24 protein-coding genes are annotated in these 24356 nt (G+C 59.2%); 12 read left to right on the forward strand and 12 right to left on the reverse strand.

The features are described 5' to 3' along the window. Nucleotides 1-218: 218 nt before the first annotated feature. From TRL7639_RS05750 to TRL7639_RS05765, 4 genes are read right to left on the reverse strand one after another with little or no spacing between them, the layout of a single operon-like run. Entirely contained in the window at nt 219-1715 is a 1497-nt protein-coding gene (locus tag TRL7639_RS05750; protein WP_085794798.1) for a phosphomannomutase/phosphoglucomutase, read from the reverse strand. Between the two features lie 19 nt (nt 1716-1734). Beyond that, nucleotides 1735-2568 (reverse strand): 3-deoxy-8-phosphooctulonate synthase, encoded by an 834-nt coding sequence (kdsA, locus tag TRL7639_RS05755; protein ID WP_085794799.1) that lies wholly within the window; start codon nt 2566-2568, stop codon nt 1735-1737. 4 nt (nt 2569-2572) lie between these two features. Beyond that, entirely contained in the window at nt 2573-4243 is a 1671-nt protein-coding gene (locus tag TRL7639_RS05760) for a KpsE/RkpR family capsule polysaccharide export protein (protein ID WP_085794800.1), read from the reverse strand. Next, a complete protein-coding gene (locus TRL7639_RS05765) occupies nt 4221-4880 on the reverse strand; it encodes an ABC transporter ATP-binding protein (protein ID WP_085794801.1) in 660 nt (219 codons plus the stop codon). The genes TRL7639_RS05760 and TRL7639_RS05765 overlap by 23 nt, the downstream gene beginning before the upstream one ends. 347 nt (nt 4881-5227) lie before the next feature. Here TRL7639_RS05765 and TRL7639_RS05770 point away from each other — a divergent pair, with 347 nt between their 5' ends. Both TRL7639_RS05770 and TRL7639_RS05775 read left to right on the forward strand, forming a co-directional pair. After that, nucleotides 5228-5824 (forward strand): uracil-DNA glycosylase family protein, encoded by a 597-nt coding sequence (locus TRL7639_RS05770; RefSeq protein WP_085794802.1) that lies wholly within the window; start codon nt 5228-5230, stop codon nt 5822-5824. Next, nucleotides 5817-6605: an SseB family protein gene (locus TRL7639_RS05775; RefSeq protein WP_085794803.1), complete on the forward strand. Its 789-nt coding sequence runs from the start codon at nt 5817-5819 to the stop codon at nt 6603-6605. Before TRL7639_RS05770 ends, TRL7639_RS05775 begins: the two co-directional genes overlap by 8 nt. A gap of 64 nt (nt 6606-6669) precedes the next feature. Here the strand turns inward: TRL7639_RS05775 and yghU are convergent, their stop codons facing one another. Continuing rightward, nucleotides 6670-7548, reverse strand: coding sequence for a glutathione-dependent disulfide-bond oxidoreductase (yghU, locus tag TRL7639_RS05780; RefSeq protein WP_085796271.1), 879 nt, complete (start codon nt 7546-7548; stop codon nt 6670-6672). A gap of 254 nt (nt 7549-7802) precedes the next feature. Between yghU and TRL7639_RS05785 the strand changes: the two genes are divergently transcribed. From TRL7639_RS05785 to TRL7639_RS22885, 3 genes are all read left to right on the forward strand, one after another. Beyond that, a complete protein-coding gene (locus tag TRL7639_RS05785) occupies nt 7803-8321 on the forward strand; it encodes a YHS domain-containing (seleno)protein (RefSeq protein WP_085794804.1) in 519 nt (172 codons plus the stop codon). 115 nt (nt 8322-8436) lie between these two features. Further along, complete coding sequence (locus TRL7639_RS05790) at nt 8437-8652, forward strand: hypothetical protein (RefSeq protein WP_133057616.1); 216 nt, start codon at nt 8437-8439, stop codon at nt 8650-8652. 21 nt (nt 8653-8673) lie between these two features. Then, entirely contained in the window at nt 8674-8868 is a 195-nt protein-coding gene (locus TRL7639_RS22885; RefSeq protein WP_133057617.1) for a hypothetical protein, read from the forward strand. Between the two features lie 235 nt (nt 8869-9103). On the opposite strand, the gene TRL7639_RS05795 is transcribed toward TRL7639_RS22885, so the two are convergent. Continuing rightward, complete coding sequence (locus TRL7639_RS05795; protein ID WP_085794806.1) at nt 9104-9688, reverse strand: GcrA family cell cycle regulator; 585 nt, start codon at nt 9686-9688, stop codon at nt 9104-9106. 139 nt (nt 9689-9827) lie between these two features. On the opposite strand from TRL7639_RS05795, the gene TRL7639_RS05800 reads away from it, so the two are divergent. Further along, nucleotides 9828-10631, forward strand: a complete 804-nt coding sequence (locus tag TRL7639_RS05800; RefSeq protein ID WP_085794807.1) for an ABC transporter permease — start codon at nt 9828-9830, stop codon at nt 10629-10631. Here TRL7639_RS05800 and TRL7639_RS05805 read toward each other — a convergent pair. The 3 genes from TRL7639_RS05805 to TRL7639_RS05815 all read right to left on the reverse strand — a co-directional run bounded on the left by TRL7639_RS05805 (nt 10628) and on the right by TRL7639_RS05815 (nt 14306). Then, a complete protein-coding gene (locus tag TRL7639_RS05805; protein ID WP_085794808.1) occupies nt 10628-11875 on the reverse strand; it encodes an MFS transporter in 1248 nt (415 codons plus the stop codon). The two genes, TRL7639_RS05800 and TRL7639_RS05805, sit on opposite strands and share 4 nt — an antisense overlap. Nucleotides 11876-11984: 109 nt before the next feature. Then, the gene (locus tag TRL7639_RS05810) at nt 11985-12869 is read right to left on the reverse strand and encodes a DMT family transporter (protein WP_085794809.1); all 885 of its coding nucleotides are present in this window, start codon (nt 12867-12869) and stop codon (nt 11985-11987) included. 126 nt (nt 12870-12995) lie between these two features. Next, a complete protein-coding gene (locus TRL7639_RS05815; protein ID WP_235820264.1) occupies nt 12996-14306 on the reverse strand; it encodes an MFS transporter in 1311 nt (436 codons plus the stop codon). A 201-nt stretch (nt 14307-14507) separates the two neighbouring features. Between TRL7639_RS05815 and TRL7639_RS05820 the strand changes: the two genes are divergently transcribed. The 3 genes from TRL7639_RS05820 (at nt 14508) to TRL7639_RS05830 (ending at nt 17604) form a co-directional block, all read left to right on the forward strand. Then, nucleotides 14508-15695 carry an aspartate aminotransferase family protein gene (locus tag TRL7639_RS05820; protein WP_085796273.1) on the forward strand — a complete coding sequence of 396 codons (1188 nt, stop codon included), beginning with the start codon at nt 14508-14510 and terminating at the stop codon, nt 15693-15695. Nucleotides 15696-15771: 76 nt separating this feature from the next. Next, nucleotides 15772-16698, forward strand: coding sequence for an ornithine carbamoyltransferase (gene argF / locus TRL7639_RS05825; protein WP_085794810.1), 927 nt, complete (start codon nt 15772-15774; stop codon nt 16696-16698). A gap of 21 nt (nt 16699-16719) precedes the next feature. Beyond that, nucleotides 16720-17604 carry a GNAT family N-acetyltransferase gene (locus TRL7639_RS05830; protein ID WP_085794811.1) on the forward strand — a complete coding sequence of 295 codons (885 nt, stop codon included), beginning with the start codon at nt 16720-16722 and terminating at the stop codon, nt 17602-17604. On the opposite strand, the gene TRL7639_RS05835 is transcribed toward TRL7639_RS05830, so the two are convergent. Beyond that, on the reverse strand, nt 17594-18520 hold the full coding sequence (locus tag TRL7639_RS05835) for a LysR family transcriptional regulator (RefSeq protein WP_085794812.1): 927 nt from the start codon (nt 18518-18520) through the stop codon (nt 17594-17596). The genes TRL7639_RS05830 and TRL7639_RS05835 overlap by 11 nt on opposite strands. A 112-nt stretch (nt 18521-18632) precedes the next feature. On the opposite strand from TRL7639_RS05835, the gene TRL7639_RS05840 reads away from it, so the two are divergent. Together TRL7639_RS05840 and TRL7639_RS05845 are read left to right on the forward strand one after the other, a co-directional pair. Further along, nucleotides 18633-19613 (forward strand): sterol desaturase family protein, encoded by a 981-nt coding sequence (locus tag TRL7639_RS05840; RefSeq protein ID WP_085794813.1) that lies wholly within the window; start codon nt 18633-18635, stop codon nt 19611-19613. 171 nt (nt 19614-19784) lie between these two features. Then, nucleotides 19785-20753, forward strand: a complete 969-nt coding sequence (locus tag TRL7639_RS05845; RefSeq protein ID WP_085794814.1) for a 2-dehydropantoate 2-reductase — start codon at nt 19785-19787, stop codon at nt 20751-20753. Nucleotides 20754-20763: 10 nt separating this feature from the next. Here the strand turns inward: TRL7639_RS05845 and TRL7639_RS05850 are convergent, their stop codons facing one another. Together TRL7639_RS05850 and TRL7639_RS05855 are read right to left on the reverse strand one after the other, a co-directional pair. Continuing rightward, nucleotides 20764-22242, reverse strand: coding sequence for an inorganic phosphate transporter (locus TRL7639_RS05850; protein WP_085794815.1), 1479 nt, complete (start codon nt 22240-22242; stop codon nt 20764-20766). 91 nt (nt 22243-22333) lie between these two features. Further along, complete coding sequence (locus TRL7639_RS05855; RefSeq protein WP_085794816.1) at nt 22334-22792, reverse strand: NUDIX hydrolase; 459 nt, start codon at nt 22790-22792, stop codon at nt 22334-22336. Between the two features lie 163 nt (nt 22793-22955). On the opposite strand from TRL7639_RS05855, the gene gnd reads away from it, so the two are divergent. Beyond that, nucleotides 22956-24347 carry an NADP-dependent phosphogluconate dehydrogenase gene (gene gnd / locus TRL7639_RS05860; protein WP_085794817.1) on the forward strand — a complete coding sequence of 464 codons (1392 nt, stop codon included), beginning with the start codon at nt 22956-22958 and terminating at the stop codon, nt 24345-24347. Nucleotides 24348-24356: the final 9 nt, after the last annotated feature.

Here is a 24356-nt window from a genome sequence, read left to right on the forward strand (position 1 = left end):
GAAGGGGGCTCTGCCCCCATTACGGCATGCTGCGATCCCCCCGCCGTATTTGGGCAAAAACAAACAAGGACCGGTCGCCTGGGGACGCCTTGTCGGAATGGCATGAGACCTGAGCGACCGGGGCGAACCGCCGCGCGGAACGCGCGGCCCGGCCCAACCCCGAAAGGGGCTCTCGTCAGAGAGGTCGTTGAGGAGGCGGGAGTGCGCCCCCTCTTGGCTCAGATCGTCTGATCGTAGTCGCCGACGCCCGGTTCCGTGCGGATCACCGCGTCGATGTCGGCAAAGATGGCGCGCATCTCGGCCTCGCTTTCGCTGCTTTCGCAGACCACCACCAAGTTCGGGGTGTTGGACGAGGCCCGCACCAAGCCCCAACTGCCATTGTCCAGGATCACGCGGGCGCCGTTGACGGTGACAACCTCTTTGATCGGACGGCCAGCCAGCGTTTCGCCAGCGTCATGTTTGGCCACCAGCTTGTCCACCAGTCGCGCCAGAATGTCGTATTTTTCGGTGTCGGCAGCATAGGGCGACATGGTCGGTGTTGACCACGTCTTGGGCAGGGCCTTGCGCAGGTCAGACATGCTCTTGTCGGGGTTTCGGTCCATCAGCTTGCAGATCTCGACCGCAACGCGCATGCCGCAGTCGTAGCCACGCCCAACGGGCTCGGCCAGAAAGTAGTGACCGGATTTCTCGAAACCTGCCAACGCGCCAATTTCTTTGACCCGGCGCTTCATGTGGCTGTGGCCGGTTTTCCAATAGTCTGCTGTCACGCCATTGGCCTGCAACTCGGGGTCGCTCGCGAAAAGTCCTGTGGATTTCACATCCGCCACAAAGGTCGCGTTGGGGTAGAGCTTTGACAGGTCGCGGGCCATGATCACGCCAACCTTGTCGGCAAAAATCTCTTCGCCCTCGTCGTCCACCACACCGCAGCGGTCGCCATCACCGTCGAACCCAAGCGCCATATCCGCGCCAGAGGCTTTCACGGACGCCGACATGTCATGCAGCATTTCCATGGCTTCGGGGTTGGGGTTGTAATTGGGGAAAGTATAGTCGAGCCGGTTGTGGCTATCGACCACTTCGACACCGATGCGCTCGAATACCTCGGGCCCAAAGGCGGCTGCGGTGCCATTGCCCGTGGCGCAAACGACCTTGAGTGGGCGGGACATTTTGAAGTCACCGACCAGATCGTCGATATAGGCCTCTTTGACGCCATCAACGAATTCATATGATCCGCCCGACCGCGCCACGCCTTCGCCATTCAAAACGATGTCACGCAGTTCGGCCATCTCGTCCGGGCCATGGGTGAGGGGGCGGTCAAAGCCCATCTTGACCCCGGTCCAGCCGTTGGGGTTGTGGCTGGCCGTGACCATCGCGACGGCTGGTACATCCAAATGGAACTGTGCGAAATAGGCCATGGGCGACACCGCAGGCCCGATGTCCTTGACCTGAATGCCCGCCTGCATCAACCCTAGGATCAGGGCGTTTTTGATGCTGAGCGAATAGTCGCGATAATCGTTGCCGACTGCGATCAACGGCTCGATCCCGCGCTTGTGCATCTGCGTGCCCAGGCCCAGGCCCAAAGCGGTCATGCCAGGCAGGTTGATTTCGTCAGGGTATTTCCAACGCGCATCATATTCGCGAAAGCCTGTGGGCTTGATCATGGCGTCGCGCAGAAAGTTCCAGGTGTTCGGGGTCACCTCGGCAAGGGGTTTGGGCATAACAGAATTCTCGTTAAGGTCAGATGAAAATGGGGTTGGCTTTGGCAAGCCGATCGAAATCCATCAGGCTCTTGATCAGGTCTGGCATCTGATCAAGGTAGATCATGTTCGGTCCGTCACATGGTGCGTTGTCGGGGTCCTGGTGGGTTTCCATGAACACACCGGCCACGCCGATTGCAACGGCAGACCGCGCCATGATCGGAGCAAACTCGCGCTGTCCGCCAGATGATCCACCAAGGCCGCCGGGCTGGGCGACGGTGTGGGTTGCATCCATGATCACGGGATATCCGGTGCGCGCCATTTCAGGTAGCGATTGGGGATCCACCACCAGGCGGTTGTAGCCAAAGCTCACACCGCGTTCGGTCAGCATGATGTTGGTGTTGCCGGTGCTCTCGATCTTGGAGGCGACATTGACCATATCCCAAGGCGCCAGAAATTGGCCCTTTTTGACATTGACCGTGGCACCGGTGGCGCCTGCCGCTTTGAGCAGTGCTGTTTGGCGGCACAGGAAGGCTGGGATCTGCAGGATGTCGCAAACCTCGGCCACTGGCGCGCATTGTTCTTTTTCGTGCACATCTGTGGTCACCGGCACGCCGATGCTCTCCTTGACCGATTGCAGAACCGCCAACCCTTTTTCCAAGCCCAAGGCAGGGGCCGCATTGACCGAGGTTCGGTTGGCCTTGTCGAAAGACCCTTTGAACACGAACTGCGCACCAGCGGTGTCGCAGGCCTCTTTCAAGGTGCCTGCAATCATTTGCGCGTGGTCCGCGCTTTCCAGCTGACAGGGGCCCGCGATGATTGTGAGCGGGAGATCATTGCCGATCGTGCGATCAGCTACTGAGACGTGTTTCATTGGACTACGATGTTACCTGTTCACGAAGGATGGATGCTGTAAGCGAGATCATCAGGTAGATACCGGAAAACACCAGGAATGCCAAAATCGTATTTTCAAAGGCCCTGGGATAGCTGGGTTCCTGACTGGGGACGGGGTAGACGGATGTGGTCAGGTAACGCACCTGACGGTTGGCTTCCATCCGCGTCGTCTCCATTTGCTGCAAAGACGCTTGCAGCATGGCATCGCGTGTCACCAGGTCGGCCTGCGCCATTTGAATGCGAACAGCCAACTGCGCAAGCGAGTTTTCGCCGTTGGATGCATCGGTCATCTGAGCGTTGAGTTCGTCCAGCACATTGCCCAACCGTTCGATGTCGCCGCGTACACCGTCGACTTTGGCGCGGTTCGGACGGGTATTGTCCAGCAGCGCTGCAAGTTCCAGTTCCTTTTCCTGAAGCTGGATTTCGACCGAGTTGATGCGGCTTCGCAGGCTGGCGATCACCCCTTCTGGATCCAGCAGGGCGCCTTTGATCTGCAACTCCACCAGATTTTCCTGTGCCTCGCGCCGTTTGTCTTCGGCGATCTGCAACCCTTCTTGCGCGTCTTTCATTTGATCTGAACGCTTCTTGACGGACAGGTTGTTCACCCGCTCTTCAGCATACGAGATAAGCTTCTCTGAAAACTCGCTTGCGATTCCAGGGTCGGGGGCAATCACCTCCATCCGGATCACACCATCGGCGGGGTCATAGCCTATTTTCACGTTGCGGCTGTAAGTCTTGTAGGCTTCTTCATTGGTGGCATCAGCGGACAGTCTTTGAATTGGATCGATCCACGGTTGAGAAAACTCGTTTCGAAAGCCGACATCGCGATCCAGTCGCAACATGCCGTCCTTGGATTCCAGATAGGACTGCACTGCGATCGAGTCCTGACTGGTGGCAAATTGCGTGCCAGACAAAAGCCCGCCAATGCCGCTGGCGTTGTCGGCCTGAAGGATCAAGAATTCAGACTTGGACGAATACATCGGTGTTGCGATGACGTAAAAATACCATCCCACGATCAAGGTCGGCAGGAACACAAATGCGCTCAAGCGTGTCAGCAGGAGCAAGAGTTTCTTGCGACGACGTTTGGCGATGTCGCGTTGAATTTGGCTGATTTCGCGATCGCGACGCTCAGCTGGGCTGAGCTCGGTCGACGGCAAGTTCTGTTTCTGTGGCGCAACCGTCTGTGGCAGTTGCACCTTGGATGACGGATTGTCTTCTTTTGGCTGAACCTGCTTCTCGCCCTCATTTTTGGGGACGACCAGTTCCAGCATGTTCGACCGTTTCAGCGGGTCTATGCCGCTCAGACGCAACAGCCGTACAGCGTCATAGTCAGACGTGGCTGGCAGGTTGTGTTTTTGGGCGACGCGCCGCGCCATTCGCAGCTGGCGACCGGTCAGCCCTTCTTTCTTGATGGCTTCGATCTCGGTTTCGGCATTGGTTTCGCGTGCCGAAGACACTTGCCCCTTCATTGCGGGACGTGCGGCTTGTTCTGCGCGGGCGCGTGCCGAAGGGTCGGTCGCCGGAGTGGGAGCCTTTGTCTCTTCGGCAGGCGCAGGTGCAGGCGCGGATTTGCGCACCGGCTCGGCGGGGCCCTCAGCCGGGCTGGCCGGATTGCGGCGGATGCGGAATTTCTTAGCCTTGGGTTTCGTAGTCATAGAGCTGCTTTGCCTCTTCCAAGGTATCGAACATGTGCAGGTGACCATCTAGCAGGACGGCGGCCTGACGCGCAAATTTTTCAAGTGTTTCGGCCTGGTGCGAGACGATGATGATCGTTGTTGTACGCAGGCGCTCCTCAAGGATCGAACCAGCCCGTTTGTTGAATTCCACATCCGTGGAGCCGGGCATGCCCTCGTCAATAAGGTAGATGTCGAAATCCAATGCCAGCATCAGCGCAAAAGAAAACCGTGCCCGCATCCCAGACGAGTATGTGCCCAAAGGCTGATCAAAATACTCGCCCAAACCACAAAGCCACCGACAGTACGCTTCGACATAGTCCGGATCAAGCCCATACAGCTTGGCTATGTAGCGCGAATTCTCCATTGCCGAGACGCGCCCGATGACGCCCCCCATGAAGCCCAGTGGGAACGAGATGTTGCAGTTGCGCCGAATCTCACCCTCATCTGGCTTTTCCAGACCCGCGATCATGTTGATCATTGTCGTTTTGCCGGTGCCATTCGGCGCCAGGATTCCCAGCGATTTTCCCAATTCAACGCGAAAGGAAACCCGATCCAAGATCACCTTGTGATGGCTTCCGGTCCAAAAGGACTTGCTGACATTGTCGAACTCGAGCATCGGTTTACTGCTTTGTGCCTTGTCGGATGGCCGGGTGTCGGCCGTTGGTCGCTGGCAGCCCCTCTTTGTCGGGGGCGTTTGGCCGGTCTATAGGGCGATTTTGGCCACATTATGTCGAAATGTGAAACAAATATTCAACGCGTTGTTTTCCGGGCAAACCTTGACCTCTCAACATAGGAAGCATTTTATCGGATCACAAAGCGCTGTCGGTCTGCTGCCTTGATATAAGTTGTTTCCCATTGGTAAACAATTACCCGTGTAGGGCGGTTCTGACTCTGGACCGGCAACTGAATGTCCCTATTCTTGACCCAATTCTCAGAGAGCCTCAAGCGAGGGAAGGGCGCGCTTTGACGCAAGTTGCATCGCTGAAATCCAACATACGCGCGTGCACATTGTGTTCAGATCGCTTTTCCAAGACGGCCTCGGCACATGAGCCACGCCCTGTGGTGTGGTTTCGACCCAACGCACGCATTCTGATCGCTGGCCAGGCACCGGGCGCGCGTGTACATGCCTCGGGGCGGCCCTTTACTGACCCATCAGGAGACCGGCTGCGAGCGTGGCTGGGTGTGGATGGGTCGACATTTTATGACAAGGACCGGGTGGCAATCGTTCCGATGGCCTTTTGCTTTCCAGGCTATGACGCGCGCAAGGCTGATCTGCCGCCTCCGCCCATCTGCGGCAAGACCTGGCACGCGCAAGTGATGTCAGCTTTAGATAAAGTGCAACTCACGATCCTGGTGGGGGGCTATGCACAGAAATACCACATCGGAGCCAAAGGGTCTGTTACGCAGACGGTTGCCGGGTGGCGCGACCATGCGCCCGACCTCTTTGCCTTGCCTCATCCGTCGTGGCGCAATACGGCGTGGCTGAAGAAAAACCCGTGGTTCGAGACTGAGCTTTTGCCGGCGCTCAGAGCCCGCGTGAATGAGGTGCTCAATGACTGATCCAACACCGCTTGATGTTGCTCATGCCGCAATGGAAGCTGAACCGACGGATGACAAGGCGCGGCTGAGCTTCTTTGAGCGGTTGGGAGATTGCGAATTGTTCTTGCTGCTGACTGAAGAGGCCAAGAACGAGAACATCTCGCCCGAACTGTTCGAAGTGGCAGATGGAAAGTTCGTGTTGGCCTTTGATCGCGAAGAACGGTTGGCACAATTTGTGGGACAACCTGCGCCCTATGCCGCGTTGTCAGGACGCATTTTGGCGATGATGCTGGCGGGGCAGGGAATTGGTTTAGGACTCAATCTGGAAGTCGCACCTTCTTCGATCCTTATACCGTCCGAAGCGTTGGCCTGGCTTCAACAGACGTTGGAACACGTTCCGGATGAGGTCGAGGCTCGGGTTGACGCGTTTACACCGCCTGCGGGGCTGCCCGACCATCTGATCACATCCCTTGATACCAAGCTCAGCACGGCGCAGGGTCTGGCGACAACAGCCTATCTGGTTGGGGTGACATATCCCGGTGGTGGTCAAGGGCATCTGCTGGGGTTTGTCGGGGCGATTGAAGACGCGCAGGGGGCCTTGGCCAAGGCCGCGTCCGAGGCGCTGACCTTCTCGGGCGTGGATGCAGGTGCGATGGATGTCGGGTTTTTTGATGCTGGTGACCCGGTCACGGCAAAACTTGAAACAGTCGGGCTAAAGTTCGATTTACCGCAGGTGCAAACGTCTGAAATGGCCAGGCCCGCGCCGGGCCGCGACCCGGATAAACCGCCGCGATTGAAGTGAGGGGGCGCGGGGGTCGGGGGCATGGCCGCAACGCGGCCATGCCCCCGACCCCCGCGCGTCCGCTCTATTCTTCGGCCGGCTCGAGCTTGTCTTGCGTCTTGGTCTCGAAATCTCCGGCGTCGTGGCGTTCGCGCAGCTGTGTGTGCAATTCGCCAAAGGCGCGGTTGACCATGCGGCCGCGGCTGACAGCGGGGCGGGCGTCGATTTCTTTGGCCCACCGTAAAACGTTCTCATAACTGGTTACGTCCAGGAACTCGGCCGCATCATAGAGCCGTCCCAACACCAGTTGCCCATACCAGGCCCAGATCGCCATGTCGGCGATGGTGTACTCTGCGCCTGCGATAAAGGTGGTTTCGGCCAATTGTCGGTCTAGCACATCCAATTGGCGCTTGGTTTCCATCGCAAAGCGATCAATTGGATACTGCCATTTCTCTGGCGCGTAGGCATAGAAGTGGCCAAATCCTCCGCCCAGATACGGCGCGCTGCCCATCTGCCAGAACAGCCAGTTCATCACCTCGGTTCGCGCTGCGCCGTCCTTGGGCAGGAAGGCATCGAACTTCTCGGCCAGATGCACCAGGATCGATCCGGATTCGAACACGCGCACGGGCGTATCACCCGAATGATCCATCATTGCCGGGATCTTGGAGTTGGGGTTGGCCCCCACAAAGCCCGAGCCAAACTGTTCGCCTTCGCCGATGTTGACGAGCCAGGCGTCATATTCCGCACCTTCGTGACCAAGTGCCAGCAGTTCTTCGAGCATCACCGTGACCTTCACCCCATTGGGCGTTGCCAGCGAATAGAGCTGCAGCGGGTGCTTGCCCACCGGCAGGTCCTTGTCATGGGTGGCGCCTGCGATGGGGCGGTTGATGTTGGCAAAGCGTCCACCGCTTTCGGCGTCCCAGGTCCAGACTTTGGGTGGGGTGTAGGTTGTATCGTCGCTCATGTCGCGTGTCATCCGTATCTGATTGAGGCCTGCAGCCCCGGTTCCGAGCTAGTCCAGAGGCGATCAAAGTCCAACCGCGCGGCGGGGGCAAGGGGGACATTGAAACAAAACGGCGCGTCTTGATCACGAATTCTCGTGTCCCCTCACAGCCGCGTTAGCCCCCCTTCGCAGGGAAGATTTTTCACATATTGTTTGGGAACGCCCGGTACAGATGCCGGATAGCCCAGAGATTTGAACCCAGACAGGACCCCGCCATGAAACGTTTTGCCCTGGCCTTTGCCGCCGCCTCGATGTTCGCTTTGCCTGCCCTTGCAGGTCCTCAATATGTTGACGAAACCGGCTTTGCCGTATCTGGCTATGATGTCGTGGCCTATCGCAGCCTGGCTCAGGTTCCGGTCGGCCAATCCCAGCCCGAAGGTGTCAAAGGCCGCGCTGACCTCACCGCTGAATACAACGGGTCGACCTTTGCCTTCTCAACCGAAGCCAACCGGGATGCCTTTGTGGCAAACCCCGCATTCTATGCGCCGCAGTACGACGGCCACTGTGCCTATGGCGTCTCCAAAGGTGGCAAGGTGCCCGGCAACCCGAACCTGTGGCGCATCGTTGACGACAAGCTGTACCTGAACATCACCGACGTTGTGGTTGGCTTCTGGGAAGAAGACATTCCCGCCAACCTGAACCTGGCGCAAGGGAATTGGCCCGGCATCGAGGGCAAGGATGCCTCGACAAACACGATCCCGAAATTCACCTCGCAGGCGCCGATCAAGAACTGATCCGCCCGTCATCGTTGGACATCAAGGCGCCCGAATTTGCTTCGGGCGTCTTTTTTGTCGCCTTGTCCTGTTGTTGTGATCGGACCGACAGAAACAAGCGCAAGGGGCGCTTGGCATGTGGTCACGTATATTGGCGGCAACGGCAGTGATGGCGGGCTGTGCTACGCCGGTGCTTGCAGAGCCCTTGTATCCGAATTCGGTTGTGTCCAACGACTTGGAGTTCATCACGACCAGCGACGAAAACGCCTTTGGCTGTTTGATCTTTCAAGACCGTGTTCGGGCCGAAATGCCGGACAAACGCCGGGATGAGCGTGCCTTTCTGTTTCAATAGCGCTGTACGGACAGGACGCAGGTGGATATCTATGAGCACTCCAACGCAGGTGAGGCGCAGCGGGCCAAGGAGTTGGTAAATGCCATATCGCGCCCAATTGGTGTGTTGCCCACCCTGATGCGCCAGAAGCTGCGGCACGTGGTGGTGCATATCAGGGATGAAACGGCGTTTGCCGAAGGTCTCAGGCGGTCTTTACCGTCCATCCCGAATACATAGCGACAAGAATCGAACACCATGATCTCGGGGAGATCGTCTTTCACGAAACTGTTCACGCCACATTGGAACTGCCTTGGATCGACGGTGCAGAATGGAAGCGGGCGTAAAAGGTTGACGGTTTCGATTCAGCAGCCCATCGGTGCGTATCAGGGATGCAATGGCTGACAGCGCGGACGTGGCTTAAACACAAAAGCCCGCGACGTGGCGCGGGCTTTTGGGAACTCACTGAGCAATCTTAGCGGCGGCGGTCGCGGCGGGCGCTCATGGGTTGGAACGCCACGCCGACATGGGCCTCGCAATAGGGTTTGCCCTGTTGCACGGGTAGGCCGCAGAACCAGAAGTCGTCCGTAGCCGGGTCGCCCACGGGCCATTTGCATGTCCGCTCGGTCAGTTCCATCAAGGTCAGCTTCTTGGCTTTCTTTTCGACCTCATTGACCTTTGCCAGCGCCTCGGGGCTGATTTCATTGGCCGACGGCTGCGGCGGCAGCGGCTGACCGGCCGGGATGATCTGCTTGCGCGCCGGGATCGGCTTGGTCTCGGCCGCGGGGGCCGCGGGCTCGGGTGCCGGTTTGCGAGCGGGCTCTGTCTTAGGTGTGGGTTTGGCGCGTGGTTCCGCCTTGGCCGCGGGTGCGGGCTTTTCCTTAGGCTCGGCCTTGGTCGAGGCGTTGCTGGTCGCGCGGTTCGACAGGCCTAGGCGATGCACCTTGCCGATGACGGCGTTGCGTGTCACGCCGCCCAGTTCCTTGGCGATCTGGCTGGCCGACTGGCCCTCGCCCCACATTTTCTTGAGCAGTTCTACGCGCTCGTCGGTCCAGGACATGGCATGCCTTTCAAAGCGGGAAAGCGGCCCCCATCGCGGCCGCCTTCGGAATTTGTCTCAGCGCCCTATTTTAATCACTGCGCCGCGAGTTACAAGGCGTCTTAGAATCAGTTTCGCAGCAAAGCGTGAGGCAGAGCAGATGTCGGATTTCATGGAACTTGGCGAGCGCCGGTTTGGGCGGGTCAACTGGCTGGGTCTTAGGACACTGGCACATCGTGAAACGGCGCGTTTCATGGTGGTTTGGACGCAAACGCTGTTGGCGCCCTTGGTTACGGCGGGCCTGTTCCTGCTGATCTTTACCATTGCCGTCGGGGCCAAGCGTGGCGACGTCATGGGCGTGCCCTTCCTGACGTTTCTGGCGCCGGGTATCCTGACCATGACGGTGATCCAGAACGCATTTGCCAATACCTCATCCTCGATTGTGATATCCAAGGTGCAGGGCAATATCGTGGATACGCTGATGCCGCCGCTTTCCGCCATTGAGCAATTGCTGGGCTATCTCGCGGGCGGCGTTGCGCGCGGCTTGCTGGTGGCCATTGCTATCAGCATAGCTCTCGCACTAGTGCTTGGGATTGTGCCCCAGCATCCGTTGGTCGCCTTGCTGTTTGTGGTGATGGGCGCAACGTTTCTGGGCGCCTTGGGGATTGTCGCGGGCATCTTCGCCAACAAGTTCGATCAGATGGCGGCGATCACCAACTTCATCGTGACGCCTTTGGCCTTTTTGTCGGGCACGTTCTATTCGGTTGAGGCGTTGCCGCCGGTTCTGAATGTTATCAGTCACATGAACCCGGTGTTTTACTTGATCGACGGTGTGCGGTTCGGTGTCATCGGCGTGTCCGACAGCTCACCGTGGTTGGGGTTGATGGTGTGTTCGGGGTCGACCTTCGCCGTATGTGCGGTGGCGTGGTGGATGTTGAAAACCGGTTACCGGCTGAAATCCTAGGCCGCTTCGGCGTGGGGCTGCACCAGTTCACCTGGTCGCAAGGGCGTCCTTGGTTGCCCCAGGCGAGGGTGTAGCCGGGCTGCGATTCCCCAGGCGACGGCCAACGCAACGCCACCAGCCGCAAAAATGCCCGCGACGGGAAAGAACCAAAGAACGGCCCAGGCCGCTCCGGGGGTCAAGATGCCGCTGACATCACGGTACGAACTGTAGACGGCGCTCATTTCGGTGCGTTCAGATGGCTTTACGGCCATCAAGAATGGCAACCCGGCGCAGATATCCAATACGATCATCCAAAGGGACCCGACCACCATGACCACAACGGCCACCCAGGGCATGGGGGACACGATGGTTGCAGCGACAAAGCAGGCAGCGGCGGCTGCAAATCCAATGCGGACCGATTGTTTGACGGATCGGCGCTGCATCCATTTCAGGATCAGCGGAGAGGCAAAGAGCATCCCGTTGGTGAAAGACAGCAAGATACCTCCCAGTTGCTCACTCAATCCGTTCTGGATCGCAAAGATGGGCAGATACACCACATAAATCCACCATCCGCAGGACCGGATCACGGCAAATAGCCATCCCGCAACAAGGCGGGGCTGAGCAAAGAACCTTGGTAGATAGGCGAGCGGGTTGGCGGCCTGACTGCGCGCGCGAGAGATCAGTTTGCCGTTGCCCAGGCGCATGGCCCAAAACACGGCCAACATCACGAGCGAAGCAAGTGCGCTGATCAGAAACGGCGCCGGAGTCCAATACTCCAGCAACAGCACGCCCGCCATCGGACCCGCAGTCCAGCCGATCGCGCTGTAGAACATTCGGCTGGTTTCACATTTGCCCAACTCGATTCGATCAATGTAATCCAACACATAGGCGTTGAAGCAGACAAAGGTCGTAACAGCCGCAACGGTGTTCAATCCCAAGGCGCCAATCACAGCGACCGGGGTTTCGAGAAGTGCAAGCACAGCAGATGCGGTGAACATCAAAGCGCCTGCCGAATAAGCCCACCTGCGGGGCACATAGCGGACGGCGTAAGGGACCATCAGCCCCGCAACAAGCGAGACGATACCGATCAGAAAGTAGATGAAGGACACAGTGCCGGCATCGCCCAGGGTGCGATACATGATCAGCGGGAACACCGAGATCAGGATGCCGCGCACCACCGCTTCGAGCCCTGCAAGAATACCGAAATCCCGAACCGAGGGAGCAGGGGCGTGGCGGACCCATTCAGGGATGCGGCGTTCATGCATGACACAGTCTCACTTGTTTCGTGACATCAGTGTGTATGCTTCGGGATACCGAGCTTGGGGGTTTGCGACATGGGGGTCGCGCGCAGACCCCATACGGGAAAAAAGGTGATCAGCGCTTGGTTTGGCGACCCTCGCGCCAGGCCAGAACCAAGGCACCGCTTAGGATGATCGCCGCCCCGGTCAGGCTGACAGCGTCCGGGATGACGTCAAAGCCGATCAAGTCGTAAAGAGCGGCAAATATCAACGTGGCATAACTGAACGGGGCCACAAACGATGCGTCTGCCCGCGCCATGCCATTGACAAAACAGGCCTGAGCGCAAGCCATCAGCAAGCCTATGCCTGCAAGGGCGGCCCATTGCTCGGCTGTTGGCATCTGCCACACAGGAAGCACGGCCAGCGTGGCAATGACCAGTCCCATCGTGTTGTTCACAAGAAGGATCTGGAACGGCGATTCCCGAGACGAGAGCTTCTTGATGAAGATCAGCTCCATCCCCATCACCATGGCCGCAGCCAGAGCCAGAAGGGCAGCGGGTTGAAAACTGTCCGGGGTTGGGCGCAAAAGGATCAGTGCGCCCACCAGCGCAACCGTGGCCGCGCCCCACCGCCAGGGGCCAACCCGTTCTCCCAGCAGGGGGATGGCCAGAACCATGGCAAAAACGGGGTTCAGAAAAGAAATAGCCGTTGCGTCGGCCATCGGGATGTAGGCCACGCTGGCAAACATCAGCGTCACACCGGTCCATCCAAAGGTGGTTCGACCAATATGCAGCCCCCAATGTGGCCGCCTTAAAGGCGGGCGAACAGCTGCGACGACGGTGCCTATGACGATGAATGCAAACAGGAAACGACCATGGCTGATCTGCATGGAATGCAGCGCTGGCCCAAGCGCCCCAGTGCCAAGCGCTTTGGCCAGCAAGGTGGTCCCGGCGATGAACGCCGTAGCTGTAAAGATCAGCGTTGCGGCCAGGGCCGGGTTCTGTTTGGTCGGTTCATACATGGTGCCAGCGGTGGACGAGCCGCTTTCGATTGGCAAGCGGGAAAATGTGTGGGGTACAAACGGGGTTCTGTCCCGGCCTGTGCGGGCCTTTTCCTGGATATTTTTAGCAAGAGGATGAGGCTAGTATTACAGGCGAAGCTGTTGCCATGCGTAAAGCCAGATTGCACCCATTCCGCCCGCGCCGAGTAAGTAAGGGAGCCGCAAGGCACTTTCGCGCCCCACAGTCGGTTCGACGAGCGAAACAATTGCTCCGCCGATGAGCGCGCCAAAAGGCATCATGCCCCAGCCAAAGAACCGATAAAGGCTGTTGACGCGGCCCAGCAATTCATCCGGGATCAACCGCTGGCGGTATGAGACGGTGACCACGTTCCACAGGAGCGCCGCGAACATCTCGATAAAAAGCGCTACGGCGACCAGCCAGACCGACGTTGCGATCCAGATCACGGCAAGGGCGGCTCCAAGCAAGGCAAGCGCAATCAAAAGAGAGGCGCGGCGACCCAGGCGCGCGGCGATATTGGGACACAGCAATCCGCCCGCGACACCCCCAGCAGCGCCAGCAGTCAGCAGAAGACCGTGACCTGCGGCGCCCAATCCAAGGATTTCCTGACTGTAGAGGATCAGAACGGTCAAGGTCATCAACGACACCGTGTTCATCAATCCTAGCATAATGGCCAGTTGCAGGATGATCCGATGCCAGCGCAGCCAAGTGATTCCTTCGCGCGCCTCGATCAACCACGACCGGCGCTTGGAGTTTAGACGTGGTGCAATCGCCATACACCAGACCAAACCGGCGGCGAGGGCAAAACTGGCGGCGTCCAGCACAAAGGGCGCAGGCACGGCTGTGGCAATCAGCAGACCAGCCAGAGGTGGGCCGACAAAAGACCCCATGATCTGCTCAATGCTCCAGAGCTGCCCGTTGGCCTGCTCCAATTGGTCCGCTGAGACCACCGCAGGCAAAGCGGTTTGGGCCGCGTTGTCGCGCAGCACTTCGGCCGAACCCAGCAAGAAAGCCAGCACCGAAATCGCCGCAATGTAAAGCTCGGCCCTCGCCACCGGAAACTCGGGCGCGCTCAGAATTACTGCCACCACGCCAAAGGTCAGCAGCATCCTAACCAGATCGGCCTGCACCATCAGGCGGCGACGATCCATCCGATCGGTCCAGACGCCGGCTGGAATGGAAAACAGCAGCCACGGCAGACGCGTGGCAAAGGCGACCATGGCGATCAGCATCGGATCGCGGGTGATCAAGGTGGCGAGCCAGGGAAAGGCCAGGGCGGATACTCCGTCCCCCAGGTTGGAAATGGCAGAAGCGGAAAAGAGCAGGCGATAATTGCGCAAAGACCAAAGTGTTGTCATGCCCGCATTGGCGGTCAAATCACGCAGAACGTCAAGGCGGGTGACAAAATGCAGGCCCGCCCCTTCAAAAGGGGTTTTCAAGCTCCGATTCCTTCGTTATGGAGCCATTCTATGATCAAAGTTGCACATATCACCCTGCTCCGACGCCGACGCTTTACTGCGTAATCGGCCCGTTTGATCCTGCGCGTTCCTTAATCTGCGCAAACCCACCTCAAAATGTTGACGAAACCGCCCTCTGTGTTGCACTGATCGGGCTTCAACTCTTCGAAAAGGATGATCCAGATGATCCCGTCCGTTCTGCCGACCTATAATCGTGCGCCCCTTCAGTTCGTGAAGGGCGAAGGCGCTTGGCTGATCGAGGCAGACGGCCGACGTTTCCTGGATCTGGGCGCAGGCATCGCGGTGAACGCGCTGGGCCATGCGCATCCGGCTCTGGTGCAGGCGCTGACCGATCAGGCGCAGGCCCTGTGGCATGTGTCGAACCTTTACGAGATCCCGCAGCAACAGGCGCTGGCCGACAAGCTGGTCGAACATACCTTTGCCGACACGGTATTTTTCACCAATTCGGGCACCGAGTCCTGCGAATTGGCGGTCAAGATGGCCCGCAAGTATTTCTTTGACAAAGGCCAGCCGGAAAAGGTCGAGATCATCACCTTTGACGGCTCGTTCCACGGTCGGTCGTCGGCAGGCATCGCCGCTGCTGGGTCCGAGAAAATGACCAAGGGCTTTGGTCCGTTGCTGGGTGGCTTTGTCCACCTGACATTTGGTGACCTGGATGGGGTGACCAATGCCATTTCAGAAAACACCGCCGCGATCATGATCGAGCCGGTACAGGGGGAGGGCGGCATTCGCCCTGTGCCAGACGCTGAACTCAAGGCCCTGCGCCAGATCTGCGACGAGCATGGCCTGCTGTTGATCCTCGATGAGGTGCAATGCGGCGTTGGCCGGACCGGCAAGCTGTTTGCCCATGAATGGGCCGGTATCACGCCTGACATCATGATGGTTGCCAAGGGCATCGGCGGCGGTTTCCCTCTGGGTGCTGTACTGGCCACCGAAGAGGCCGCATCGGGTATGGTCGCGGGCACCCATGGCTCCACCTACGGCGGCAACCCGCTGGGATGTGCCGTTGGTTGCGCTGTCATCGACCATGTGGCGAACCCCGATTTTTTGGCCGAGGTGAACCGCAAATCCGGGCTTCTGAGGCAGAAGCTCGAAGGTTTGATCGCCGATCATCCGCAGGTTTTCGAAGAAGTGCGCGGATCCGGCATGATGCTGGGTATAAAGTGCAAGACCACCAACATTGACGTGGTGAACGCAGGCAATGACAACCAGGTCATCACTGTTCCTGCGGCTGACAACGTCATCCGCCTGTTGCCACCGCTGACCCTGACCGAGGATGACATCGCCGAGGCCACCAACCGCCTCGACGCCGCCGCCAAACAGGTCGAAAACCAGCTGGAAATCGCCTGATCTTCTTTTTGTTCCAAATACGGCGGGGGTTCGGGGGCAGCGCCCCCGGCCTCGGCCAGCCAAAAGCGATACCGATATGAACCATTTCCTCGACATCCACAAAACCGATGCCGCCGACCTGCGCAGCATCATCGACCAGGCGGCCAAGACCAAGGCTGCGCGCGTGGGTCAGCCAAAGGCCGCCCTTGACGACGAACAGCCACTCAAGGACCGCATGGTCGCGCTGATCTTTGAAAAACCATCGACCCGGACGCGCGTGTCTTTTGACGTGGGCGTGCGCCAGATGGGCGGACAGACCATGGTGCTCAGCGGCAAGGACATGCAGCTTGGCCACGGCGAAACCATCGCTGACACCGCCCGCGTCCTGTCGCGTTATGTCGACATGATCATGATCCGCACGTTCGACGAAACCGTCCTGACCGAGATGGCGGAATACGCCAGCGTGCCCGTCATCAACGGTCTGACTGACCGCACCCATCCATGCCAGATCATGGCTGACGTGCTCACCTATGAAGAACACCGTGGCCCTATCAAAGGCAAAAAGGTGGTTTGGACTGGCGACGGCAACAACGTCTGCGCGTCTTTCTTGCACGCCGCTGGTCAGTTCGGCTTTGACCTGACCTTTACCGGTCCGTCGCAGTTGGACCCAGAAGAAGAGTTCATGGGCTTTGCACGCCAACAGGGCTCGACCATCCAAGTCGAGCGCGATGCGTTCAAAGCTGTCGAAGGGGCCGATCTGGTGGTCGCCGACACCTGGGTGTCGATGCATGACGCGCAATCGGCCAAGGAACGTCGCCACAACATGCTGCGCCCCTACCAGGTCAACGCCGAGCTGATGTCTCATGCCAAACCCGACGCGCTGTTCATGCATTGCCTGCCCGCACACCGCGAGGAGGAGGCGACATCCGAGGTGATGGACGGCCCGAACTCGGTGATCTTTGACGAGGCCGAAAACCGCCTGCATGCGCAAAAAGCCATCATGCGCTGGTGCCTGGGCAACTAAGCCAAGCTAAGGACAAACAACATGACTGTGCAGCTCGTGCTGAACGCGCTGCCGGGAGCCTATGCGGTGACCCGGCGCGCGCGCAATATGCCTGTGCCGGATTGGGCGCATGGCGAGGGGTTGGTGAGTGTTACTCAAGCCCCCGATGAAACCTCGATCCTGTGCCTTGAGGATCGCGTGCCCGCAGCCGAGCAATGCTCGGGCGGATGGCAGGCGGTGCAGGTGTCGAACCTGGTTGATCTGGATGTGCCTGGCGTGGTGCTCTCGGCGGTGCAGCCGATTTCCCAGGCCGGTTTGGGGATTTTTGTCACCTCGACCTTTGATCGTGACTATCTGCTGGTGCGCGCGGCTGAGAGCATTGCCGCGCGAATGGCCTGGATCACCGCAGGGCATCACTATTGCGACGGCAAAGTGACCTATCGCCTGGCGATGCCTTCGGATGGTGAGGCGCTGGCCCAGGTCCATTTCGAAACCTGGCAGGAGACCTATGCCAAGATCGCCCCGCCCGAGGTGCGTCTGGCTTTGAATTTGGCCCACCGAAAGCGGTATTGGCAGGCCCGACTGGAGACGGCTGCGCAGACGCTGGTGGCCGAAGTCGGTGGACGTATCATAGGTCTGTGTGCCCTGTCAGGATGCGCGGCTGAGGTCGACCACCTTTATGTCCTGAACACCGCCCGTGGCGCTGGAGTAGGTGCGCATCTTCTACGGTTGGCCCGGAACTTCTCAGCCACTGTGGGCAATACGCAAGTGACATTGGCCGTGGTCAAAGAGAACACTCAAGCGGTCGGGTTCTATGCGGCGCAGGGCGGTCGCGTCGTGGCTGAAAAGCAAGACAAGGGGCCGCTATGGAAATCTGACAACCTGATCTTTGGCTGGCCTGTGGCGAAGCAGGTCGCTACCGCGTGATCAGCGCGCGGGCCTCAGGTCCGGCGAACCATTCGTGCAGCTGGTCCTGAAACACCTGCACCAAGCGGCGCGGAGAGCCAGCTGCCCGCCCTGTGACCAGATGCAGGGGCTCTCCATCGATCAACGGCAAAGCCTGGACCAGGTCACCGCCATAACTCTGCTCTGTGCGGGGCCGCATGTTAAGAACGGCCACGCCAGCGCCCGCGCCAACCAGCGAGCGCACCATCTCGACGCTTGTGCAAGTGGCGGCGATCCGTGGCGTGACCCCGGCGGCGCGCAGCAGACGGCGAACATAGGCCCCGGCTACGGGCAGGTCGAGCAGGACCAGGGGCACGTTGTGTAGATCAGACAAACCCAGCTTTGATTTTGTGCTCAGTTCGTGTCCTTCGGGGGCAAGCACATAAGGCGGCAGGTCCATCAGTGGGCGTGTGTCCACTCCGGCCAACAGCTCGTCCCCGGCAAAGATGGCCACGTCCAGCGTGCCATCCAAAAGCCCAGATTGCGCCGTGATATTGTCGCATTCTTGCACATTGAAATTCAAATCATGGCTATCGTCACCCAAATTTTGCAAGATATGCGGCAAAAACGCCGGAGCAATGGGGGCGTAGTAGCCAACGTGCAGCGTGCCGCGCAAACCCTGGTTCAGGGCATAACCCTGCTGCATGACGTCCGAATACGTCTCGATCAATGGCTTGATCCGCGCGGCCAATGCCCGCCCCGCCGGGGTGGCGGTGATGCCACGGGCCCGCGCGCGAACCAGCAATGTTGCCCCAAATTCCGCCTCGACCCGATCAATGGCTGAGGCCACGGCTGAGGGTGCCACATTCAACACCTCAGCCGCACCGGTGATTGAGCCACAGTCGACGGCGACCGTATAGGCGCGCAGCAGTCGCAGAGACAGGCGAAGATCGTCCATCGTGCATAACCTCAGAAAATCAGATGTTATTTATAAATTGGTTCTGTTTTTCAGGTGTAAGTCGATGTGACAGGCTGAGTCAACGCAATTGAGCAAGCAACAAAGGCCCACCATGTCCGATCACCCAAAGTTGCCCGGTTGGGCGCATACACCTGATGTGCCTATTGCGGTCTCGCCGTTCTTCAGCTGGCCACCAGATCCGGCGCGCATGGCGCAGTGGCTCGTGGTGCGGTGGCTGGGGTTGGCGGAAAACGTCCTTGTCCTGCTGATCGCCTTCATCAGCTGGACCTGGTTGACCCCCGCGATGGAGCGGATGGCGGTCCTTTCTTTCGACTGGATCGCCTTGATCTGGCTGCGCAATCTGGCCTTGATGATTCTGGTGGCGGGCGGGCTGCATCTGTTCTTTTTTCGCGCCCGCAAACAGGGTGAACGGCTCAAGTTTGATCCGCGTCCCCTGGCAGGCAAAGGAAAGCAATTCACCTTTGCAAATCAGGTGCACGACAACATGTTCTGGACGTTGGTCAGCGGGGTCGGATGCTGGACCTTCTTCGAAGTGCTGATGTTCCACGGCATGGCGCGGGGGTGGGTTCCCATGCTTGTCCCCTCGGAACACCCCGTTCTGTTTGTGCTCTTCTTCCTGCTCACACCGGTCTGGATCTCGTTCCACTTCTACTGGATTCACCGAGCGCTGCATTGGGGGCCGCTTTATCGTCTGGCACACGCGCTGCACCACCGTAACGTCAATGTCGGCCCGTGGTCGGGGCTGTCCATGCATCCGGTCGAGGCGTTCTTTTTCTTCACTTCGATCCTGATCCACCTGGTGGTGCCCGCCCATCCGCTGCACATCCTGTTCCATCTGCAGCACCAGGGGTTGACGGCGGCAACCTCTCACACAGGGTTCGAAAGCTTGTTGGTCAAGGACCGCAAAACGCTGGCGCTTGGGACATTCCATCATCAGATGCATCACCGGTATTTCGAAGTGAACTATGGCAACCTGGAAATGCCCTGGGACAAGTGGTTCGGCTCGTTTCACGATGGCACGCCCGAGGCGCATGCACGCCTCAAGGAGCGCAGGCAAAGGCGGGCAGGCTGACGGTGTGTCTGGACGGGACCACGCCGAGCCACAGGCGAGGCGCCCGACCGAACCGAGCAAGGGCCCGCCAGGGCATGCAGCGAGGGCGGGAGCGCCCCTTGATTTGTCGTGTGGTCATGGTTGCCTCTCTGCCCGGTCGGTCGCAAGATCATCCGGAGGGGAGAGGCCGCAATGCGTATTGTTATAGCAGGAGCCGGAAGCATCGGCTGTTTCACAGGGGGGCTGTTGGCCGCCGCAGGCCAGCCCGTCACGCTGTTGGGGCGGGCGCGTATTCTTGATCAGATCGGCGAGCACGGCCTGACGGTTTCGGATTTCTCGGGGCTGGAGCAGGTGGTGCAAGCCGATCAATTGGGGCTGAGTGATGACCCAAGTTGTCTTTCCCAAGCGGATCTGGTGGTCGTGACTGTCAAATCCGGCGCGACAGAGGAGATGGCGCGCCTGATTGCCGAATACGCACCCGCCGATGCTCCGGTCCTGTCGTGGCAGAACGGGATCGAAAATGCGGCCACCTTGCGCGCCATCCTGACGGGCCGTGACGTGCGTGCAGGTATGGTGCCCTTCAACGTTGTCCCCTCGGGTATGGGTTTTCACCGGGCCACGTCGGGGGATATCGTGATCGAGCAGGGCCCGGGTGATCTGGGAAAGACCCTTAGCGTGCCGCATCTCTCGGTGACCGAAAGCGACCGGATCGAGGCGGTGCAATGGGGCAAGTTGGTCATCAACCTCAACAATGCGCTGAATGCGCTCAGCGGTCTGACCTTGCAGCAACAACTCCTGGATCGGGATTGGCGCCGCGTGATGGCGGACCAGATGGCCGAGGCATTGAATGTATTGCAACGCTCCGGTCTCGAAGTGGCCTCAACCACGCCTCTGCCTGCCTGGATGACACCGCACATCCTGCGCTTGCCAACGCCGCTGTTCAGCCGGATCGCGGCCAAGATGCTGACGATCGATCCGTCCGCGCGGACGTCGATGGCCTATGACCTGATGGCAGGGCGCCCGACCGAGATTGACAGCCTGCAAGGCGAAATCATGCGTTTGGGGCAACAGGCCGGGGTTGCGACCCCGATCTGCAGCAGGGTGGCCAATCTGATCGAAACAGCAGACCCACCCCTGACCGCAAACGAAGTCAGAGGCTAGCCCAACAGCCTCACAGCATTAGCGAAAGCAGCCAGAAGATGCTGGCCGACATGAGAGCAGCGGCGGGCACCGTGATGACCCAGGCCGCCACGATGGTCATGAAATGCGACCGACGAACCAGCTTGCGACGGCGGCGTTCCTCGCGCGCGATGCGTTTCTCAACGGGGCGATTGGCGCTGGATTTCTGTAGGCGCCGCTCCATGTGCCATTCGCGATAGAACCCCACGCCGAACACGCCGCCAACGGCAATGTGGGTCGAACTGACCGGCAGCCCCAACCAGCTTGCGACGATCACGGTGATGGCGGCAGATAGCGCGACGCAATAGGCCCGCATCGGGTTCAGCTTAGTGATCTGGCTGCCCACCATACGGATCAGCTTGGGGCCAAACAGGAACAGACCAAACGAGATACCAAAGGCACCAATCACCATGACCCAGGTCGGGATTGCAACCTTGGCGGCAAAATCTCCGAATTCGGTGGCGTGAACGATGGCGGCCAGCGGACCAACCGCGTTGGCCACATCATTGGCACCATGCGCAAAGCTGAGCAGGGCGGCAGAAACGACCAGAGGCAACCCAAAAAGCGTTTTGACCGATTTATTGCGGTTCTCCAGCCCCTCGGATTGGCGACGGATCAGCGGCACACAGAGCGCCCAAACCGCCAGGCCCCCGACTACCCCGATCAAAAGGGCAATCTCCAGCTCGATCTTGACGATCCGCTTGAGACCTTTGACCGCGAGATAGGCGGAAAATGCGCCGGCCATCACACCCACAAGGATCGGAACCCAACGGCGCGAGGCGGCAATTTTGTCGTCCTGATACAAGATGCGTGCCTTGATCAAGGCCAGGAAACCGGCTGCGATCGCACCACCCAAAACCGGTGAAATGACCCAACTGGCGGCAATCTTGCCCATCGTGGGCCAATTGACGGCCGTCATGCCGGCCGCTGCGATCCCGGCCCCCATAACTCCGCCCACAACCGAATGTGTGGTCGACACCGGCGCGCCCACCCATGTCGCCAGATTGACCCACAGTGCCGATGAAATGAGCGCGGCCATCATCGCCCAGATGAAAATCTCGCTGTTTTGCATGCCCGAGGGGTCGATGATCCCCTTGGAGATGGTTGAGACGACATCTCCCCCGGCCAGCAGCGCGCCTGCGCTTTCTGCGATGGCGGCAATGGCGATGGCGCCACCCATAGTCAGCGCGTTGGCCCCAACTGCGGGGCCCATATTGTTGGCAACATCATTGGCGCCGATGTTAATCGCCATATAGGCGCCAAACGCCGCTGCGGCGGCGATGATCAAGCTTCCCGATGTCGAACCAAAGGCCAGCATCGCCAATAGGGCAGCGATAACCATAAAGGCCAGAGCAATACCGGGGCCGACCATAGGGCGCGCAACATAGGCTGTTGCGACTTCAACCCGGGAAATCCGGTTCAAGTCGCGATCAAGAGTTGTCCACTTGTTGCTGTTTTCAGCGTCAGCCATGTGTCCGCCATCCCTTCCGTATCTAGCGCGCGCTACTAGTGGCAGATTGGAACAGGCACAAGTCGATCTTCATAAAACTGTCGTGAAACTGTTACAAGCTCAGCAAAATGGCCTTGAGTTGCGGCTCTCGCACCAGGTTTGCGGCTTCGCCCGCCGACATCCACTGTCTTTGTCGCTGGCTTGCTTCGGGATATTCATCCGACAACTCGGAAACGTTGATCTTGTAGACCTGCGTTTCCACCGGTTCGGATGTCCCGTTGGACAGAACCTTGTCGTAGTTGTATCGACCAATTGGGCTCTTTTGCGCATGCGCGTCTTTGACACCCGCCTCTTCCCAGGCCTCTTGCAGGGCGGTCTCGGGGCCATTCAGACCCTCAATCGGCCACCCCTTGGGAACGATCCAGCGCCCGGTTCCACGGCTGGTTATCATCAAGACTTCGTGGCCATCTGTCCCGTCTCGCAGACACAACGCAGCGACCTGAACCCGTTTGGGGCGGAAGAAGAGTGGCCGGACGACTTCCTGCCAAGCGATTTCAAGTACATTTGTCATGGTTCAAGCTCGATCCGGCCGCCTTGTTTCACGGCATTTCGAAAGGAATATAAGGAATGTAGCATTACTTACAATGACCAGACGGTTAATCGCTCCGTCTTTGTCTTGCGCCCGTGTCCGTGATGTCGCAACCTTGCCAGATCGAACAGGTGCGAGGTGAAACATGGCGCAAACACAGGCGCGGGTCGGAGTCTACGGGTTGGGTACGATGGGCAGCGCCTTGGCACTAAACCTGGCGGAGAACGGGATTGAGATTGCTGTAAGCAACCGCGAGCCAGATTGGATACCCTCTTTCTTGGCCGAAGCTGGCACATTGGCAGAGCGGATCAAAGGTGTCGAAGATCTGGCTGGCTTTGTGGCGTCCATCGCCTCGCCGCGTGTGATTGTGCTGATGATCCCATCTGGGGCACCTGTTGATGCCATGATCGAACGGCTGGCCCCTTTGTTGGATGAAAACGATACGGTTGTTGACGCGGGCAACGCAGATTTCAACGAAACCCGTCGGCGTACGACAACCTCCACAGGGTTTCATTTTGTGGGGATGGGTGTTTCCGGCGGCGAAGAAGGTGCCCGAACGGGGCCTTCGATGATGGTTGGCGGCTCGGATCACAGTTGGCAACAACTGGCGCCGATGCTCGAACCCATTGCTGCCCGGTTTCAAAATGACCCATGCGTGGCGCATGTAGGGCCCGATGGGGCTGGGCATTTCGTCAAGACGGTGCACAACGGTATCGAATATGCCGACATGCAGATGATCTCGGAAATCTACGGGCTGCTTCGGGATGGGCAGGGCTGGGAGGCCCCTAGGATCGGCGCTCTGTTTTCGGGCTGGTCAGACGGCAAGCTGGCTTCTTTCCTGGTCGAAACAACAGCACGGGTTTTGCAGACATTTGACCCGACCAGCAATAGACCTTTGGTGGATATGATCCGTGATCAGGCGGGGCAAAAGGGAACCGGACGCTGGACGGTGATCGAGGCCCTGAAGCTGGGGCAATCCGCCAGCACCATCGAGGCAGCCGTCGGAGCGCGGGCCTGGTCGTCTGCAAAGTCCGCACGCCTGGCAGCTGCAACGCAGTTTCCAGGGTTCGGGCAAATTGAAATCGAGACCGAAAAATTCGAAGACGCGTTGTTTGCGGGTCGCGTATTGGCGCATTTGCAAGGGTTTGAAGTCCTGCGTGCGGCTTCTGCCGAGTATGATTGGTCTCTGGATTTGGCAAGGATTGCCGAAATCTGGCGGGCGGGCTGCATCATTCGTTCGCGCTTGCTGGATGATCTGGCCCCTCTTTTGCGGCAAACGCCTGACCGGCCGGTTCTTTTGGCTGAAGGGATGGCCGAGCTTCTGTCGCCTGAAATTCCGGCCTTGCGGCGGGTGGTTGGCGCGGCGGTTTCTGCTGGGTTGCCGGTGCCGGCCCTGTCCGCGGGGTTGGCGTGGTTCGACACCGCGCGTCAGGAAACAGGCACCGCAAACTTGATCCAGGCCCAGCGAGACGCGTTTGGGGTTCATGGGTTCGAGCGCACCGATGCACCAGGGAAACATCATGGCGACTGGAAGTAGGGACGTACG

It is taken from the genome of Falsiruegeria litorea R37 (genome assembly GCF_900172225.1).
Taxonomy (GTDB): Bacteria; Pseudomonadota; Alphaproteobacteria; order Rhodobacterales; family Rhodobacteraceae; genus Falsiruegeria; species Falsiruegeria litorea.

What these genes read in the sequence shown, in the direction of transcription:
- gnd (WP_085794817.1), top strand. Translation starts at nt 22,956, where the DNA reads ATGGCGCAAACACAGGCGCGGGTCGGAGTCTACGGGTTGGGTACGATG.
- TRL7639_RS05840 (WP_085794813.1), top strand. Translation starts at nt 18,633, where the DNA reads ATGTCCGATCACCCAAAGTTGCCCGGTTGGGCGCATACACCTGATGTG.
- yghU (WP_085796271.1), bottom strand. Translation starts at nt 7,548, where the DNA reads ATGAGCGACGATACAACCTACACCCCACCCAAAGTCTGGACCTGGGAC.
- TRL7639_RS05805 (WP_085794808.1), bottom strand. Translation starts at nt 11,875, where the DNA reads ATGCATGAACGCCGCATCCCTGAATGGGTCCGCCACGCCCCTGCTCCC.
- TRL7639_RS05830 (WP_085794811.1), top strand. Translation starts at nt 16,720, where the DNA reads ATGACTGTGCAGCTCGTGCTGAACGCGCTGCCGGGAGCCTATGCGGTG.
- argF (WP_085794810.1), top strand. Translation starts at nt 15,772, where the DNA reads ATGAACCATTTCCTCGACATCCACAAAACCGATGCCGCCGACCTGCGC.
- TRL7639_RS05850 (WP_085794815.1), bottom strand. Translation starts at nt 22,242, where the DNA reads ATGGCTGACGCTGAAAACAGCAACAAGTGGACAACTCTTGATCGCGAC.
- TRL7639_RS05810 (WP_085794809.1), bottom strand. Translation starts at nt 12,869, where the DNA reads ATGTATGAACCGACCAAACAGAACCCGGCCCTGGCCGCAACGCTGATC.
- TRL7639_RS05795 (WP_085794806.1), bottom strand. Translation starts at nt 9,688, where the DNA reads ATGTCCTGGACCGACGAGCGCGTAGAACTGCTCAAGAAAATGTGGGGC.
- TRL7639_RS05760 (WP_085794800.1), bottom strand. Translation starts at nt 4,243, where the DNA reads ATGACTACGAAACCCAAGGCTAAGAAATTCCGCATCCGCCGCAATCCG.
- TRL7639_RS05835 (WP_085794812.1), bottom strand. Translation starts at nt 18,520, where the DNA reads ATGGACGATCTTCGCCTGTCTCTGCGACTGCTGCGCGCCTATACGGTC.
- TRL7639_RS05820 (WP_085796273.1), top strand. Translation starts at nt 14,508, where the DNA reads ATGATCCCGTCCGTTCTGCCGACCTATAATCGTGCGCCCCTTCAGTTC.
- TRL7639_RS05775 (WP_085794803.1), top strand. Translation starts at nt 5,817, where the DNA reads ATGACTGATCCAACACCGCTTGATGTTGCTCATGCCGCAATGGAAGCT.
- TRL7639_RS05845 (WP_085794814.1), top strand. Translation starts at nt 19,785, where the DNA reads ATGCGTATTGTTATAGCAGGAGCCGGAAGCATCGGCTGTTTCACAGGG.
- TRL7639_RS05800 (WP_085794807.1), top strand. Translation starts at nt 9,828, where the DNA reads ATGTCGGATTTCATGGAACTTGGCGAGCGCCGGTTTGGGCGGGTCAAC.
- TRL7639_RS05855 (WP_085794816.1), bottom strand. Translation starts at nt 22,792, where the DNA reads ATGACAAATGTACTTGAAATCGCTTGGCAGGAAGTCGTCCGGCCACTC.
- TRL7639_RS05785 (WP_085794804.1), top strand. Translation starts at nt 7,803, where the DNA reads ATGAAACGTTTTGCCCTGGCCTTTGCCGCCGCCTCGATGTTCGCTTTG.
- TRL7639_RS05790 (WP_133057616.1), top strand. Translation starts at nt 8,437, where the DNA reads ATGTGGTCACGTATATTGGCGGCAACGGCAGTGATGGCGGGCTGTGCT.
- TRL7639_RS05765 (WP_085794801.1), bottom strand. Translation starts at nt 4,880, where the DNA reads ATGCTCGAGTTCGACAATGTCAGCAAGTCCTTTTGGACCGGAAGCCAT.
- kdsA (WP_085794799.1), bottom strand. Translation starts at nt 2,568, where the DNA reads ATGAAACACGTCTCAGTAGCTGATCGCACGATCGGCAATGATCTCCCG.
- TRL7639_RS05750 (WP_085794798.1), bottom strand. Translation starts at nt 1,715, where the DNA reads ATGCCCAAACCCCTTGCCGAGGTGACCCCGAACACCTGGAACTTTCTG.